This is a genomic window from Oceanobacter sp. 3_MG-2023 (assembly GCF_030688925.1).
Classification (GTDB): domain Bacteria; phylum Pseudomonadota; class Gammaproteobacteria; order Pseudomonadales; family Oceanobacteraceae; genus Oceanobacter.
Map to the genome: position 1 here is coordinate 402090 of NZ_JAUYVX010000001.1, position 16257 is coordinate 418346.

Here is a 16257-nt window from a genome sequence, read left to right on the forward strand (position 1 = left end):
TCACCCGTACACGACGTTAGTCGAGACAGGGCAGAGAACCATTCCAGGGAGGTATCTGACTTTTCCTGGCCCATCACGGCCACAGAATTACAGTTGCGGGTACAGTTCCGGACTCACACCGGATTCCCAATTACGTTAAGCCGTCAGAGCAGCCCAACACCTGTTTGATAGCGCCGGACTATATCAGCAAAGCAAAAACCATACGATAGCGAATCGATTCAGGGGTTCAGCCAGCTACCATCCACTTGCAGCATCACCTGTCATCACCTGTCACAGCATTACCACTCATTATGGCGATGCGCGTCACATCGCCTCATAGCAGTCAACACTGACAGTTCATGACGCAACCGGTCATCCCGCCTTGCTTCGTCACAAACAGTCCGCGCCAATCACGGCAGGATTTCCCTGCCTTCTCAGTACAGCAACAGAAAACACCCACATCGAGACAACACCAACCAAAAAGGCGTCTTATTCTTATTATAATTCTTACTCTGTTAATTCCGATGCTGTATAAAACAGCCGGACTAACCTGAAAATATGACAAAAACATATAAAAATTATTAAATTTTAATTAAAAAACAAACATTTGAAGCTTCTTTACAGCTACTGGTAGCAGAAAAATACCACATCACCCAAAGATAATTACAAAATCAGACCCAGCACTCATTTCGTACAAAATTAAGCCGACCAGTGAATAATTCCACTATCCTTGTAAGCAGCAAAGGTTCTTTTGGGCATCGATACATCGGCGCTGGCAAGGTGGTTTCTGACAAGAAATCCATTGCCCAACAAGAGACACAACAAGCATCAAAATACAGTAAAGATATGTAAGACTAGGCATTACATCCATCCTGAGAAACAACCGGGGTATTCCAGCATCTCAGGTGCATGTAACAATCCAGGCCTACTCATCCTGATGTAAAGTGATATTTTGCGCCGGGGTCGGTCATGTACTAGACAAAAAATCAGACCTATACCGCCATGTTGCGATAGAAGGCAGGCCACAAAAAAAGTTAACGTTCGAAATGACCTCAGATGAAATCATTCATTGACTCAGGCCTTCGATAAGATCATTTTTTGCTGCATTGTAGAGCAATCAAACCACCTGACTGTTATTTCTCCAGGTTGGCAAACGCCAGCCCTCCTGGTAGTCAAGACCAAACGGCACATGAAGAGAATTCGCGGAGGAATTCAAATGCTTCTGATCTTCATTGTTGTGTTGATCTGGTTTTTCTGGATCAAACGACCTAAAAAGAACAACTACACCGCTAACAGAGCCAATAGTGTTGTGGCTATAACAGGCAGTCTGATCATGCTTAGCCAGAGGATGATGAAAGATCATCTGATGCTTGGCGCAGGGGTGAGTACTCGTTCGGCCCACAGCCAGCGCGATGTGAGCGTCATGCTGTTTAACCAGCGTCTGGAACAACTGAAAAAAGAAGATCACGACGAAGCGATGCAGAAGCTGTTGGCCAACACGCAGGCCATTTGGGATATCCACCAACCCCAGATTCTGGCACAGCCAGACCTCAATCTGGTTGGCAACCTGATGCAAGATAATGACCGCTTGCTCGCCCTCTGTGATGATATTGCCCGCAGCAAGGCAGAACATGAAGGCGATAACATCGCCAAAATGGCCTACCTCGCAGGCAGACAGCGTATGCTATCCCAACGAATTGCCAGAAACTGTGTGGCTATTTACTGGGGCTATGACAACGACTGGATCCATTACGATCTCGACGCCACCATTGCGCTGTTTGATCACACCCTGCGTGAGTTGATGCATTCCCGTCTGACCACGCCACAACTGGCGGCATCGCTGGAAGCCGCTGCATCCTTCTGGATGGCATCCAAAGCGACGTTCAAACTGTTTCAGGACAGTGCCGACAAGCGTAAGGATGTGCCACATATTCAGGAAGTGACTGAAACATTACTGGTAAAGCTGGATAAGATCACCAGCCAGTATGAAGCGATTATTGTTGGGGAAGAACGCCCGGACCAGTCCTGAGCCAGCCATTCTGAAGCCTCCATCGCGGCTCAGACCCGCATAAAAAAGCGGATAAGGGTTTCTCCCTTATCCGCTTTTTAGTTAGCCATCATACCAGCCGAGCACCTTCTTCAGCGGGACTGGGCAAGCTCTTCTGCTCTCAGCTCACGCCGGAGTATTTTACCAACATTGGTTTTTGGTAATTCAGTACGGAATTCCACATATTTAGGTACCTTGTAATTGGTCAGACGCTCTTTGCACCAGTGGCGCAAATCCGCCTCACTGAGTTCAGACTTCACCACAACAAAGACCTTGACGGCTTCTGAGCTTTTCAGATCCGGCACACCAATAGCAGCCACTTCCATCACCTCGGGGTGATCGGCAATAACATCTTCAACCTCGTTCGGATACACATTAAAGCCGGAGACAATAATCATGTCTTTCTTGCGATCCACAATACGCATATAGCCATCATCCTGGATCACGGCAATATCCCCAGTGCGCAGCCATTCACGGACAGGCAAACCATCAGCCCCTGGCAAAAATGCCTCATCGGTCGCCGCTTCCCGTTTCCAGTAGCCTTTCATGACCTGTGGCCCTTTAACGCACAACTCGCCCCGTTCTCCCAACGGCAACTCATGGCCATCATCATCCACGGTAATGCAGAGGGTACTCGACACCGGCATACCAATACTGCCCAGCTGGATATGTCCTGGCGGATTAAACGACACCACCGGTGACGTTTCTGTCATGCCGTAACCCTCGGCAATATCATTACCGGTGACTTTTTTCCATTGTTCGGCAGCGGTTGTGGTCAACGCCATGCCACCGGAGATCGTCAATTTAAGGCCAGAAAAATCCAGTTGCCGGAATTTTTCCTGATTACACATGGCCACAAACAGGGTATTCAAGCCCACAAACGCTGAAAACCGGTGCTGCTGCAGGGTTTTGACAAACCCTGGAATATCTCTGGGATTAGGAATCAGCAAAGAACAGTTCCCGGTTTCAAGCAGCACCATACAATGCACCGTAAAGGCGTAAATATGGTACAGCGGTAGCGGTGCTACCACCCTCTCCACCCCTTCATCCAATGCCATCACAAACAAGCCATGACACTGCAACATATTGGCGATCAGGTTTCGGTGCGTCAGCATCGCGCCTTTGGCCACCCCGGTGGTACCGCCGGTGTATTGCAGCACCGCCACATCATTGCCGGCAGACGGATACGGCTGACAAGGGCGCTTTGCACCTTTCGCCAGGGCCGCCCGCAATGTCACCGCACCGGGCAAATGATAGTCCGGCACCTGTTTCTTGACGTACTTCACCATGCCATTGATCAGCATCCGTTTTAACCCTGGATGCAAATCGGCCACCTCCGTGACAATAACGTGCTGGATCCCCGTATCACTGAGTATCTTTTCGGCCTTGTCGGCCATATTAGCCAGCACCACCAGCGCCTTGGCTCCAGAGTCGTTGAACTGGTGCTCCATTTCCCGCTCGGTGTAGAGTGGATTGGTGTTCACAACCACCAGCCCTGCCCGCATGGCACCAAAAACCACAATGGGGTACTGCAAAATATTTGGCAATTGAATGGCAATACGTTCACCAGGCTGCAAACCCAGCTCATGCTGCAGATAGCTGGCAAATTGTGCACTCAATACATCCAAGTCCTGGTAGCTCAGCGTATGTCCCAGGCACATAAAAGCAGGACGATCAGCAAATTTTTTCACAAAGCGATCAAACAGCTCGATGACTGAATTGTATTTATCGGCATCAATCGTGCCTGGATAATTTTCCGGATAGCGTTCCTGGAAGAACTGCTCGTTCATACCGCCCCCTTACACCCCAACATTGGTTATTCTTATACGTCGTTGTCTGCTCGTTTATTTCGCGATAACGCTCAGAATGCGGAGCGCGTCATAAACAATTAGTGAGTCAGAATCTGGAATTGTAACCATCTTTTGAATTTCAGGCAAAAAACTGTTTCCCAAATCAATGCCAAATTACCGATTCGATACCGTTCTGGCCCGTGGATAGTACAATATAGACAACCTGCAGCCGCCTGCACGACCATTTCGCCCCGCTTTTGATTGCCACACAATCACGAACCGGGACAACTATCGACGGAAAGGAATATTTCATGAACGATGTCAGCCCTGCGCATACTTTCAGTATAGCCAGTGATAGCGGTCAGACATTTGCTGCCCAGCTGTTTATGCCGGGCACTGAGCCAACGGCCCTGATCCAGATATATCACGGCATGGCAGAACACTGGCGCCGTTATCAACCCTTGATCCGCAAACTGGCTGCATCCGGTTACGCTGTGCTGGCACATAATCATCAAGGTCATGGAGAACGTCAGCCGCTCGGCCACCTGCCCGTCGGCCATCACCACACCAGCACCGGCTGGCAACAACTGATCAACGATGCCAACCAGGCTCGCCAGATAGCTCTGGCCACACTGCCGGAATCGACCCCGGTTATTTTGCTGGGTCACTCCATGGGATCGTTTGTGGTATTAACAACAGCGATGCACCCTGTGGAAGGTCTGGCAGGCTTGGTATTATCGGGCAGTGGTTACCCTGCACGCTGGCGCTGCCAACTGGGTTACATCGTTGCCTCTGTCATTGCACACTGGCATACCGCGGAAAAACCCTCAGCGTTACTCGGGGCACTGGCCTTTGCCGGATACAACCAGCAGATCAAACAGGCTTCTGGCCGCTGGGACTGGCTGACACGCGACGCCAACCAGCGCCAGCAATACCGTACCGATCCCTTGTGCGGCTTTGATTGCAGCGCCGGCTTCTGGCAAAACCTGTTCACCGCTCTGACAAACATCACCCGGGAGAACGCACTGGCATCGATCCCACCGCAGCTGCCTGTCTTATTGTTATCTGGCGATCAGGACCCGGTCGGTCAATATGGCCGAGGTATCCGAGCGCTCGACCATGCCTTACATCGCAGCGGCCATGATCAGATCAGCACGCTGTTATACCCTGGCGGACGCCATGAAATGCTGAATGAAACCAATGCCGGGCAAGTGCAGTCTGACCTGCTGGCATGGCTACAAAACCACTTGGGTTGATCCACTCTACCGGGATCAACAGCAGTAAGTGATCCTGATCAATAGCATGGCAAATGACCTGTGAATGGTGCATTGAGCGCTGGATTTCACGTTACACTCTTGCCGTCCACTTATATTCCAACGACCAGAACTGGTCATTTTTCACCTCTGACATCGGATGTATATCATGGAAACCATCACCAATCGCACCTACGAAGAACTGAACATCGGCGACAGCTGCCAGCGCACCCACACCATTGATGAGCGCGATCTGCAGCTGTTTGCCATCGTCTCTGGTGACCACAACCCTCTCCACCTTGATCCGGTTTTTGCCGCGACCACCCAGTTCAAAGGCCAAATCGCCCACGGCATGTACTCCGGCGCTCTGATTTCAGCCGCTCTGGGAATGGAACTGCCAGGGCCAGGCACAATTTATCTGGGCCAGAATGCCCAGTTCAAACGCCCGATCATGATTGGAGATACCGTCACCGTGACACTGACGGTAAAAGAAAAGCGGGATCGTAACCAGGTTGTTATCGACACCACCATCACCAACCAGAATGATAAAGCGGTCGTAACCGGAGAAGCTTTTATCCTGGCTCCAAGCGAAAAAATGACCATCGACATGCCGGATCTGCCAGAAATCACCATCACCCAGCCAGCTGGCAAATAGTGGGTTATTGACTTGACCGACCGCCAGTAACAGGCGGTCGCTCTGCATCGGCATACCACACAGGTCCGGTATGCCTTTGCAGAGCACTTAGCCCCATAGCCCCAATCCCGGGTAACAAACAAATAATCGCAGAACAAGCAAAACAAGAACTTCAAAACCAGCGCCAGAAAGATAACGGTATAATTCCGATTTTTACTGTACCAGCTCCGCCTGTTGTTGTTGCACAACCTGAAGATAACTGGCCAAACGCTGATGCTCCTCTGCCAGGTACACCAACAAACTCAGATACACGTGTCGCTGTGACAATTGATAGTAGTAATCTGCCTGTGACTGATAGGCCGCCTGCCTGCCACGCAACAGGGTCTCATCCTCCAGCCCTTCGCCATTGTCTTCACTGACCGTCTCAGTGCGGCTGTCATCTGCCGCTCCGGCCACCAATACCCGAGCGTCAGGCACCAGCCGCTGTGTTACCTCTGCCAGGGCTGCCAGGCGTGTTCGCAACCCCTGCGACTCCTGACGATCGACCCAGGCTGCACGCAACGTCTGGGACCGTACAGCCTGGTTCAAATAACGGAGCGGCAGACTCTGGCAGTGCCCACTGTCATGACGCCCAGCAGCAATCAATCCGGCTGCCGGACACCCCACAAACGCACGAAAACGTTCATCCGCTTCGGCGCTGTCCGGCATCATTCCTTGTCCCAACCAGTGCTGTAACAATTGCTCCAGACGCTCGGGGTGCTGCCATTGCCGCACAGCGTCAATATGCTGCTGTAATCGCAAGGATAACGCCTGCAACAACACCGGCCGCATCGACGCTCCCCCCATGGTATTCAGCACCTGCAACTGCAACATCGCCTGATCCAGATGGAACAGATCCAGTCTGACCGGATCTGCGACCCATCCAGTCGTGGTGGCAGAGAGCGCTTGCAACCAATCTCTGCTGCCACTGGCAAGCGGCAGCAAAGGCTGCACCGCCCTTAACACCAGAGCCGTCACATACCAGGGAGAATCCAGGGGAATCCGCTGCGACAACCTCACCATTTCGACCGTCTCACCGGCTTGCCACTGCGCCATCCACACCATGACTTGCACAGAAGCCATCAGATTGGATGTCTCACGCTCCGTCACTCCGCCAGCATCCGCCAGTGCCTGCTGCAAAGTCTGCAGCAGAAACACCTGTAATTCCGGTTTGACGCCCAGCTGTCTCGCAGCCAGGATCACATCCAGTCGGGCCAGCAGGCCCAAGCCAAACTGGCCTTCTGCCAGGTCGCCGTGGGTAATCGCCATTCCTGATGACACATCCATGGCATCACTCAGGCTATCCGGCTGGCCTTCCGCCAGTAGAAACCGGACACGGGCATATTGCGCCAGCCGCTGCAGCGGTGGAGTTAACCGGGGACCTTGCGCCAACAGGCTATCGCTGGCAGCTTGTAGCTGCTTATCCTTTCCTTGGTACAACATCATCAGGATTTCATCGGTAACGGCCTGCTGTTGTCTGGCATCCAGTGGCCGGATTGAGTCCGCCTGGCACGAAGCATAACCACAGCAACCGACCAGCAGCACGCCAATCATCCCGGCAAACGACCGCTTCAGAGACGCAATCCATAACGTTAAAAACAATGGCCATCGGCCGTGTCTGTTCATAAGCAGCCTAGTCTGAGGTATCCGTTCGGAGAATCATGAACTGCACTTCAACTCTGATTACCTGACCCGCATATCGGGGCTGAAACAGCACGCTGCTCATGGATTGCCCGGCGGCTTCTGCGAAGGATTCGCCACTGGATTCAATCAGCCGCAACAGGCCAACCTGGCCGTTTGACAGAATCGTAAACTCAATGACAACCCGCCCCTCTTTGCCACGTCTGAATTCCTTGTCGGGGTAGTGAGGCAAAATGCGGATGGCCGGCTGAATATCACCAGCAAACAGCATACGTACGATGCCACGGGTTTCAGGCCCGGCCGTCGGCACTTCAAAACCGGATCGACTGCTGACCGTCGTGGTCATGCAACCCGCCAAAGCGCTACTTCCTGCCAGGATAACCAACAGAGTCAGAATCGCTGTTATACGCTCTGAATACCTAACCATCACTTGCACCTGCCACTCCCGTTATCTGTTACTGTCGATCCAGCGAATACCCCGCAGCCGATGCTAACAAATACCCCAACATCCACCCACAGGTATTGCCGGTAATAGTCGTCAGAACACGGAGCTACCCTGCCGGCGATAATCAAGCGCCATGAATAACGGCACTCACACCGTGCTGTTATCAGAGGAAATTCATCAGGAAACACACCACTGCCAGTCGTTATTTACAACCTTGACAGCAAAGTCACAAACAGAACAGGGAAATATAGCGAGGATGGCCATTCACTACGGCGCCGGGAACAATACCGAACAGCAAGCGAACAGCCAGGTTTATTTATTCCAACAGCCCGGCACACTCTGCAGCTGCAAAAAAACGCTCTGCCAGAGCTGCGGGCGCGCCAGACCGGTTGGCCAGTTGTCGAGCAGTCATCGCCTGACGCGATAACAACCAGGCCAGCTGCCGAATAACAGGACCTTCTGTCTCAACCACCGCATCAAACAGGCTGTCATCAGGCATCAGCACCATGCGTCCACAGCAATCAGGACAAGCTCCAGGCAGTGGCTCACCATGCCAGGCTTGCCAGCCACAACGCCAGAGCAGTTCCCTGACCGGCCGTCCAATCAGCGCTTGCAGTGCCATCGGGTCATCGGCAGACAAGCTGCGGTGCTTGAAACTACTGGATGGGCTGAAATGACGGGTCACGCACTCAGGAATATCATGTTCAATAAAACGCTGCGCACCACCCGCGACAATAATTTCGCCATGGTGGGAAGTTTGCAGTGAAGCATTCAGTTGATGTTGCAGACAAAACTGAACTTGTTCCAGCAGCCAAAACTCTGCCCCAGCCCACTGAAAGGCTCTATCAGACATGGTCACCCCCGTCTTGTTATTGTTTTTTCCGGATTCGGGCGCCGCAAAGAATGCGTATACGATTCCGGGGGGTCAATATTTCCACCAATGCTGGCTCACAATGTTCACAGCTACATAACGGAGCACACCCCCTGCCACCACAAACGCACAGAAAACGTCCGGTCAATAACGAACAACTGTCGTGATCCATAAAAGCAAAAGCAAAACAAACAGGAAGATCTGGCGAAACAGAATCCAGCAACAGCAACAATATCGTTGTCAAGAAAACAGTCAGAAGGAAAACAGCAGCCAGAACAGGCCGGATACAGGCAGGAGAAAAACAGACAAGCACCAGCGGCAAAGTGCCACTGGTGCTTTCAGACTTACTTGACGCTCAGTTCAACACGACGGTTTTCTGCACGACCAGCAGCAGTCACATTGCTGGCAATCGGGCTGGCTTCACCGTAACCACGGGCAGTCAACTGATCCGCGCTCAGACCTTTACCGATCAGGTAGTTACGAACGGAGTCTGCACGTTGTTGGCTCAGACGCAGGTTGAATGCTTCAGCACCCTGGCTATCTGTGTATGCCGCGATTTCTACCATGGCATCCGGGTAGTTGCGCAGTTCAGCGGCTGCGTTATCCAGAATGGTACGGGCGTTGGCAGTCAAACGAGTGCTGCCACTTTCAAAGTTAACACCGTGCAGATTGCCTTCAAATACAGCACAACCCTTGGCATTCACGTTGGCGCCGGCAAGCGTGTCCATACACTCGTCATTGTCATCGATAACCCCATCGTTATCGCTATCTGCTGGCTCAGGAATCACCACTGGTTTTACTTCTTCAACCACAGGTTCTTCAATGACTGGCTCTTCGATAACCGGCTCTACGACAACAGGCTCAACTGGCTTGAATTCTTCAACGATGGTTTCTTTGGTGCGAGTCATGCCACTACCAAAGCGATAACCAATTTCCATCATGAACACACCGTGCTCATTGCCTTCATCGGTCATTTCATCAATATGCAGCTCGGCACGGCCAAACAGCTCATCATTCAGGTCATACTGCACACCACCACCCCAGCTGAATACATGGGTTTTACGATCGAGTGCACCATCCTGGGGTACATCAAGGATTTCGATACCATAACCTGCTGTCAGGTAAGGTTTCAGGGGACGCTCACCAAAGAAGTACAACCCTTTCAGTTGATACTGTGATACATCTGGTTTCATATCACCTTGCAAGAACGACGGGAAAGTCAGGGATGCTTCTGCTGCCAGCGCAGGCAGAACCATGTAACCCAGGGATACTTCGTTGGTCCAGGAATCATTGACGTTATGACCGGTTCTGGTAGTCAGCTCGTCATAAATTTCGTTTTCAACGTATCCGATACCACCCGTAACGTACATTTCCTTGTCGGCGTGTGCCATTGTTGCGCTCGCAACAGCCATGGCTACCAATAATGGTTTGGTCAACATATTTCTCTCCAAAGTGAACAATGTGTGTGTTCTTTACAATTTATGGCGCATATTAGTAATACTACGTGACAGTTCAAGCGGAATCGGTCATTTATTCTGAGATTCTTGTCACGATCACAATAATCAGCGACTTTCGTACGCTATTTCTTTACTTCACTCCTCCTAAAGTAGACTGTTTTTCGAAAAAATCGAGTTTGTCTATGCCATTTGCCGAAATAGTATGTAAATGCTTGATGACATATGATCAAAGGAACAGGCACGCCAATTGCCTTGTCGATGGATTCAACGAAGGGAGAACACCATGTTGAGTGATTCCAGTAACTATAAGAAGAAAAAAGTAGCACTGGCGATGATAGGCGGATTGAGCATCGCAGCAACATCACTGGCAGCCAGATCTGATGGCAGCCATTTTGACTTTCGCAGCCCGACCATAGAACCGGAGTCTCGCTTCGATATTCAACACCTGTATTCTGGTTTTGGCTGCACCGGCGACAATATTTCCCCGCCATTGGAGTGGTTTCATCCACCGGAAGAGACACAAAGCTTCGCCATCACCCTGTACGACCCGGACGCCCCGACAGGCTCGGGCTGGTGGCATTGGCAAGTATTCAACCTGCCTGCCGACAGTCGTTCCCTGGAAGCAGGGGCTGGCAGCATGCATTCACCTTTGATGCCGGCCTCTGCCCAGCAAGGGCGTAATGACTACGGTAGCCATGCTTACGGTGGTGCTTGCCCACCAGCGGGAGACCAGCCCCACCGTTATCAATTTACCCTGTTTGCCCTCGACCAGCCCAGCCTCGATATCCCGGCGGATGCCAGTGCTGCGCTGATTGGCTTTATGCTGAATGCCCATGCCATCGACAAGGCAAGCTTTACGCTATATTACAGCCGTTAGCCACCGTTCACACGGCGCATGGCCAAGTATCAGGGTGTGGTGCCTGCCGCATCCACAAGAGCCTGGTCGGCACGCTTGTCGACCTTGTGCTCATCCTCGCTACGTCCCAACTTCCAATAGCTGCTGATATAGGTTTCCTTGCGCCCAGTCTGGCGTTGCTGCCGAAAATACCGCCGCAATGCCTTCATTTTATGAAACTCACACGCCGCCCACACAGCAACACGACCGGGCAACCATTCAGCCGCCACCACTCGCTGCAGCAGAGCGCTTGACGTTGCCATGGATTCAGCCTGCGCCAGTTCCGGGCTTGTTTCATCTACTACCCAGATCACCTCAACCCCGGCCGGACATTCGAGTGATTGACGGTCTTCGGCAGAGGCAATCTCAATCACGGCATAACCCCGAGCCTCTGCTGGCAATTGCTCGAGGTTGCAGCTGATTGCTGGCAGAGCCGTCATATCTCCAGCCAGGAAATACCAGTCGGCGCTGTTATCAATCAGCTTGGTTGGGCCTGGGCCACCCACCAGAATCCGCTCACCTGGCTGGGCACGTGCAGCCCAGCTGGCGGCAGGTCCTGCCGGTTGGGGGCCATGGTTATGCAAGGCGCAATCAACCGTAAGCTGGAACTTGTCCGGGTCAAAGGCCCGCACCGTATAGGTCCGCATCAGAGGCCGCTGGCCTTCCAGCGCCGTTGCCGGGGTCAGCGGCTGACCATCGGCGGTAAACATCAATTTGATATAACCACTGGCACTGTCGACCGGAAAATCGGCCAGCGCATCGCCGGAAAAGACCAGCCGTTGCATATTAGTCGTCAGGCGTGATGACGAATGAACCACCAATTCACGGGGAGAAGGACGAGACATTACCGCTCCAGATAAAAAACAGACGGACTTGATCAGTGTACCCAACCAAGGTGACAGACAAACAGTGTAACGCCCTGCCTGAAAAACACGAGAATGATTCTCAGAACCAAGATTCCCGTAACAGCAACAATGTCAACTCAGCACCACAATACGCCAGCGACCCGAGCCCAACAGCAGCTCATCTTCCAGCCCCAGGGTCAGCAAGCGTTTGGCCAGTGGCGCCGAGATCGACAACAACTGCACCGTCTCGCCCTCCAGCGACAAGGTTCTGCCACCGACAGGGGTCAGCCAAAACCAGCGGCGTCTGTCTGCCGTCGTGCTGCCCAGCGAATCAGCGGGTTCCAGCCCGATCAGAGTTCCCAGCGCCAACGGTGCATCTTCTTCCTCGCCATTGCCGAACAGCGGCACCGCCCAACGAGCGATCTGGATACGCTCCTGCTGCAACGCCAGAATACGTTCCGACTGCCCATGAGCCAGATATGCCGCTTCCAGACTCAGGGTATCGTACTGGTTTTCGGGTTTGTTACCCTCATGTGCGGCACTTTCCTGGGCTGTCCGGGCAGCGGCCAGGGCAACCTCGATTTCCTGATCCAGCAGCGCCAGCAAACAGGGCTTAAGTTGGCTTTTGTTCACACAAAATAATCCGGTACAGTAGAAAGAAATCACACTCATTATTGGGTGCAACCCGCCATTCTAGCGATTTCTGCAAGGTAAGCCATGCGCCAACATCAGAACCGGTCATTAAAAGAACGTCTTTCAACCAGTGCCTTTTGCCATTTCGAGCAACGCGGCGAGCTGCCCTGCATCGTAATTCAACACCCCGGGTTCAGTGCCAGCCTGCTGCCACAAGGAGCGCAACTGCTCTCCTTTTGCCCCACGGACGATACCTCCTGGATCTGGCTCAGCCCAACCGCAGAATACCGGCAAGGAGTCTCATTGCGCGGCGGTATTCCAATCTGCTGGCCCTGGTTTGGCAACGCCGATAAAAACCCGCCCGAAGTCCGGGATGCCATCGCCGGAAGACAACCACCCGCTCACGGCTTTGCCCGAACCAATCGCTGGACGCTGTCCCGGCTGTATGAAGCCGCCGACCGTATCGAAATCGAACTGACGTTACCCCAAAGCCATTGCATCCAGTCGGTCTGGCAAGGCAACGCCGAGCTCACAGCGCGCTGGATTATGACCCCCGACAGCCTGGAAATGCAGTTGATCACCACCAACACCGGACGCTCCACCCTGGCGTTCAGTCAGGCGTTACACACCTACTTGCCGACACCAGACATCCATACCACCCGTATCGACGGGCTGGCAGGACACTCGTATATTGACACCATGACTGGCTGGCAACGCAAGCAGCAACAAGGGGCAGTCGTCTTCCAGGGAGAAACCGACCGTATCTATCTGCAGCAGGCAACGCCCTTGCGTCTGGTTACACCGCAGCGCACGTTACTGATTCACAGCCGTGGCAGCCACAGCACCATTGTCTGGAACCCCTGGATTGAAAAAGCCCAACGCCTGAGCCAGTTTGACGATGCTGCCTGGCAAACCATGCTCTGTATTGAGACAGCCAATGCCGCCGATGACTGGGTCAATCTGGCCACTGGGGAAAGCCACTGCCTGAGCATGCGTTTAAGCGCCGTCTGAGGCTATCTGCGACGGATGTGATTCAGCAATGCTGGGCCACATCCACAATAATACGACGTAACCAGCGATGCGCCTGATGATGCTGCACCAGCGGTGACCAGGCCATTTTCAACTCAAATGGCGGGATTGGGAACGGCGGTGGCACCACCAGCAAGGATGCTGATTCCGCCTGCATATCCGCCACTTTACGCGGCAAGGTCGCCACCAGATCGTTATTGTGAGCCAGCAAGGCGGGCATTTGATAATGGCGGGTAAATACCGAAATGCGCCGTTTATAACCCAACTTGGCCAGCGCGTTATCGACCCAACCAAGGCGAACCACTTTCTCAGGGTCTATCCCTACCCCGGCGCCCATACCGGTTTTAGACACCCAGATATGATTACTGGCGACGTAGGCTTCCAGATCAAATTTTTCGGCCAACGGGTGGCCATGATTCACCAGGCAGACAAAGTCGTCTTGCCACAGCGTCATCTGGTGGAACGATTGCGGCATATCATCAAAACGGTTGATGGCCATATCAACCTTGCCCGCTTCGACATCCTTGAAGGTCACATCCGATGGCGTCAACACATCAAGAATCACGTTCGGGGCTACTTCCCGCAGGCGCTTGACCAGCTCAGGAATCAGCGTTGACTCTGCATAATCACTGACCATCAGGCGAAAAACCCGATTACTGCTGTGGGCATCAAATTCGCCCAGCGGTTGCAGCGCAGCTTCCAGTTCCGCCAGCGCTTTGCGGATCATCGGCTGCAGCTCACGAGCCCGTTCCGTTGCCGTCATACCATCGGAAGTACGCACCAGCAACGGATCACTAAACAGATCACGCAGGCGGCGCAGACCATTGGACATGGCTGGCTGAGTAATACCAAGCTGTTGCGCCGCCCGGGTCACACTGCCCTCACGCAGCAGTACATCCAGATACACCAGCAGGTTCAAATCTATGCGATCAAGGTTCACGACAGCAATCCGGCAGCAAATGACCGGTTATTGTCGCAGCTCCGTTGTCATTCACCAAGCCTATCAACAAAACAATCAGCATTTTTTCAGGTGATTTTTATTCACACTGCCTCTGATTTGCTTTCGATCATACCCCAGAGCACATAAAGCTATCGGGATCCTGCATTAACCGCCGGTTTGCCTTACACTGCACCTCTTGAATATGTGCAGACTGGAGTGCCTATGAACCCGATTTTACCTACGCTGACCGCCACTGGCCTGATTCTGCTAAGTGGCTGTGCCGCTCTGAAAGAGAGCTTGACCGCCGCCGACAAACCCAGCGCCACGATCAGTGGCCTGTCGATCCAGTCCTTGGGGCTGGAACAAGCCGACTTGCTGGTCTCGCTGGATGTTACCAACCCGAACAGCTTTTCAATTCCCGCCAGCGGTCTGACCATGACCATGTCGGTAGAAGATCATGCTTTGGCCACCGTCAACCAAACTGACACCGACCTCACCCTGAGCGCCAACGAAACCACAACCACCCAGCTCCCCATCAGCTTCAGCTACAGCGATCTTTATAACGCTGTCAAAGCGGTTGCCGACCAGGATGAAGTAACCTGTCAAATTGATACTGCCCTGCTGTTTAATTTGCCGGTACTGGGAGACATCAGCCTGCCCGCCAGCTACACCACGACCCTGCCGATCCCGCAACGTCCTAAAATCAGCCTGGCCAGCGCCAGTGTTGCGGATTTGAGCTGGCGTGGCATGGAGCTGCAACTGACCGTTGATGTTGAAAACCCCAATGGCTTCGGGATTGATCTGAAAGGGCTGGATTATCAGGTAACTGCCGCCAACAGCGCATTGGCATCCGGCTCGGTGCAGCCAGCCAACCTGGAAAAAAACAGTCAGCAGCAGTTGGTTATTCCACTGTCACTGAGCTTTGCGGATATGGCCAGCAGCCTGATGTCTTTGCTGACCAGCAAGGAAGCGGTTGATATCGGCGTTGCCGGTACCCTGGACTATGCGCCAGAGCTGGCGATCTGGTCACCCGAACCGCTCGACTTTTCCATGTCGACTGCATTGACTCGCTAGGCCAGGCAATACCAGGAAGGAAAAAAGCAGAAAAGCAAAACGGGCTGCCAAGGCAGCCCGTTTTTATGTTGCAGAATGCATCAGCTTAGTGCTGGTGGCCTTCTGCGCCATGTACATGGCCATGTTCCAGTTCTTCTTCACTGGCATCACGTACGGATTCAACCGTTACGCTGAACGCCAGGTCCTTGCCTGCCAGCGGGTGGTTGGCATCAACCGTTACTTCTGCTTCTTCCACTTCAGTAACAATCAGATTAACCGGGCCTTGTGCAGTTTGTGCTGTAAATGCCATGCCAGGTTCAATTTGATCAACACCGGTAAAAGCATCACGCGGAACTTTCTGCACACGGTCTTCGCTGTATTCACCGTAAGCATTAGCGGCTTCTACGGTGACTTCCAGTTCGTCGCCGACTTTTTTGCCGTCCAACGCCGCTTCCAGGCCAGGAATGATGTTCTGGGCACCGTGAAGGTAAGTCATTGGCGCTGCGCCTTCAGAAGAATCAATAGTTTCTCCAGAAGCAACGTCAACCACTTTATAATGAATGGAAACGACTTTGTGCTGGGCAATTGTCATGATGATTGTCCGTTTTTTGTCCCTGATTAAGGGCAGTGAATTCTACGCAAAGGCGACAGGATGCGACGTTGGAAACCAGCGGCGACCAAAGTCGTTCTCTACGAAATGGGCCCC

Annotated in this window: 15 protein-coding genes and 1 riboswitch; of the genes, 6 read left to right on the forward strand and 9 right to left on the reverse strand. The window is 52.8% G+C overall.

Annotation, left to right across the window (positions count from 1 at the left end; translation table 11 throughout):
- Positions 1 to 28: 28 nt before the first annotated feature.
- A riboswitch (cobalamin riboswitch) is annotated at positions 29 to 179 on the reverse strand.
- Between the two features lie 1016 nt (positions 180 to 1195).
- The gene (locus Q8W32_RS01790) at positions 1196 to 2008 is read left to right on the forward strand and encodes a type IV pili methyl-accepting chemotaxis transducer N-terminal domain-containing protein (protein WP_303431430.1); all 813 of its coding nucleotides are present in this window, start codon (positions 1196 to 1198) and stop codon (positions 2006 to 2008) included.
- Positions 2009 to 2118: 110 nt separating this feature from the next.
- Here the strand turns inward: Q8W32_RS01790 and Q8W32_RS01795 are convergent, their stop codons facing one another.
- On the reverse strand, positions 2119 to 3816 hold the full coding sequence (locus Q8W32_RS01795) for an AMP-binding protein (protein ID WP_305413407.1): 1698 nt from the start codon (positions 3814 to 3816) through the stop codon (positions 2119 to 2121).
- A gap of 311 nt (positions 3817 to 4127) precedes the next feature.
- On the opposite strand from Q8W32_RS01795, the gene Q8W32_RS01800 reads away from it, so the two are divergent.
- Both Q8W32_RS01800 and Q8W32_RS01805 read left to right on the forward strand, forming a co-directional pair.
- A complete protein-coding gene (locus Q8W32_RS01800) occupies positions 4128 to 5072 on the forward strand; it encodes an alpha/beta fold hydrolase (RefSeq protein ID WP_303431427.1) in 945 nt (314 codons plus the stop codon).
- 166 nt (positions 5073 to 5238) lie between these two features.
- Entirely contained in the window at positions 5239 to 5724 is a 486-nt protein-coding gene (locus Q8W32_RS01805) for a MaoC/PaaZ C-terminal domain-containing protein (protein ID WP_305413408.1), read from the forward strand.
- Between the two features lie 192 nt (positions 5725 to 5916).
- Here the strand turns inward: Q8W32_RS01805 and Q8W32_RS01810 are convergent, their stop codons facing one another.
- The 4 genes from Q8W32_RS01810 to Q8W32_RS01825 form a co-directional block, all read right to left on the reverse strand.
- On the reverse strand, positions 5917 to 7296 hold the full coding sequence (locus Q8W32_RS01810) for a hypothetical protein (protein ID WP_305413410.1): 1380 nt from the start codon (positions 7294 to 7296) through the stop codon (positions 5917 to 5919).
- Positions 7297 to 7375: 79 nt separating this feature from the next.
- Positions 7376 to 7810: an energy transducer TonB gene (locus Q8W32_RS01815; RefSeq protein ID WP_303431423.1), complete on the reverse strand. Its 435-nt coding sequence runs from the start codon at positions 7808 to 7810 to the stop codon at positions 7376 to 7378.
- Between the two features lie 334 nt (positions 7811 to 8144).
- Entirely contained in the window at positions 8145 to 8681 is a 537-nt protein-coding gene (locus tag Q8W32_RS01820; RefSeq protein WP_303431421.1) for a hypothetical protein, read from the reverse strand.
- A gap of 362 nt (positions 8682 to 9043) precedes the next feature.
- The gene (locus Q8W32_RS01825) at positions 9044 to 10138 is read right to left on the reverse strand and encodes an OmpA family protein (protein WP_303431420.1); all 1095 of its coding nucleotides are present in this window, start codon (positions 10136 to 10138) and stop codon (positions 9044 to 9046) included.
- A gap of 301 nt (positions 10139 to 10439) precedes the next feature.
- Here Q8W32_RS01825 and Q8W32_RS01830 point away from each other — a divergent pair, with 301 nt between their 5' ends.
- Positions 10440 to 11033: a YbhB/YbcL family Raf kinase inhibitor-like protein gene (locus Q8W32_RS01830; RefSeq protein WP_303431419.1), complete on the forward strand. Its 594-nt coding sequence runs from the start codon at positions 10440 to 10442 to the stop codon at positions 11031 to 11033.
- Between the two features lie 29 nt (positions 11034 to 11062).
- Here Q8W32_RS01830 and Q8W32_RS01835 read toward each other — a convergent pair whose 3' ends face one another.
- Entirely contained in the window at positions 11063 to 11896 is an 834-nt protein-coding gene (locus Q8W32_RS01835; RefSeq protein ID WP_303431418.1) for a siderophore-interacting protein, read from the reverse strand.
- A 132-nt stretch (positions 11897 to 12028) separates the two neighbouring features.
- Positions 12029 to 12529 (reverse strand): hypothetical protein, encoded by a 501-nt coding sequence (locus tag Q8W32_RS01840; protein WP_305413413.1) that lies wholly within the window; start codon positions 12527 to 12529, stop codon positions 12029 to 12031.
- Positions 12530 to 12613: 84 nt separating this feature from the next.
- Between Q8W32_RS01840 and Q8W32_RS01845 the strand changes: the two genes are divergently transcribed.
- Positions 12614 to 13540, forward strand: a complete 927-nt coding sequence (locus tag Q8W32_RS01845) for a D-hexose-6-phosphate mutarotase (RefSeq protein ID WP_305413414.1) — start codon at positions 12614 to 12616, stop codon at positions 13538 to 13540.
- A 22-nt stretch (positions 13541 to 13562) separates the two neighbouring features.
- Here Q8W32_RS01845 and Q8W32_RS01850 read toward each other — a convergent pair whose 3' ends face one another.
- Entirely contained in the window at positions 13563 to 14498 is a 936-nt protein-coding gene (locus Q8W32_RS01850; RefSeq protein WP_303431413.1) for a LysR family transcriptional regulator, read from the reverse strand.
- Positions 14499 to 14720: 222 nt separating this feature from the next.
- On the opposite strand from Q8W32_RS01850, the gene Q8W32_RS01855 reads away from it, so the two are divergent.
- Positions 14721 to 15572: an LEA type 2 family protein gene (locus Q8W32_RS01855; RefSeq protein WP_305413416.1), complete on the forward strand. Its 852-nt coding sequence runs from the start codon at positions 14721 to 14723 to the stop codon at positions 15570 to 15572.
- 85 nt (positions 15573 to 15657) lie between these two features.
- On the opposite strand, the gene slyD is transcribed toward Q8W32_RS01855, so the two are convergent.
- Positions 15658 to 16143, reverse strand: coding sequence for a peptidylprolyl isomerase (gene slyD / locus Q8W32_RS01860; RefSeq protein WP_303431410.1), 486 nt, complete (start codon positions 16141 to 16143; stop codon positions 15658 to 15660).
- Positions 16144 to 16257 lie beyond the last annotated feature (114 nt).